Annotated in this window: 1 protein-coding gene; it reads right to left on the bottom strand. The window is 38.4% G+C overall.

Annotation, left to right across the window (positions count from 1 at the left end; genetic code table 11):
* Window positions 1-112: 112 nt before the first annotated feature.
* Window positions 113-361, bottom strand: coding sequence for a hypothetical protein (locus PQG54_RS12310; RefSeq protein ID WP_271790842.1), 249 nt, complete (start codon window positions 359-361; stop codon window positions 113-115).
* Window positions 362-464: the final 103 nt, after the last annotated feature.

Below are 464 nucleotides of genomic sequence, written 5' to 3'. Positions count from 1 at the left end.
GGATTGTTGGATAATAAAGCTATTTGGCACACATAATCCATAAATTCCAACAACCATCAGTAAAATAGAGCTCCACCACTCGGCAAACCAATGATCGTGTTGTCTCATAGAGCTAATCAATCTTCTGACCATTTTTATTCTCCACTTTGATCGTCGTTGGCGTTTTAAAGGAGGCTAATACATGCAGCAATTTCCACAATTTATACCCCTTACTGGTCGGTTCTGGCATCTTCCAAAACCGAATAATCAACGTACAAATCGTCACTATCGCTGTCACTACAGCAATTATATTCCCCGCTATGTCCCCTGGAATAACACCCAGTAAATATTGAAGAACTTCCATCATTAAATCAGTATCCATTTGTCTTTTCCCATAAAAAAAGCCACCTCAAAGGGTGGCTTGATCAGTTCACTTTTCATTTAACAAAATCACATCTTTTGAAAGATCTGATAGAGTTCGCTAT

This window comes from Commensalibacter communis (assembly GCF_947179015.1).
Taxonomy (GTDB): domain Bacteria; phylum Pseudomonadota; class Alphaproteobacteria; order Acetobacterales; family Acetobacteraceae; genus Commensalibacter; species Commensalibacter communis.
The sequence above is the reverse complement of the archived record's forward strand: the minus strand, read 5'-3'. Positions and strand labels throughout refer to the sequence as shown.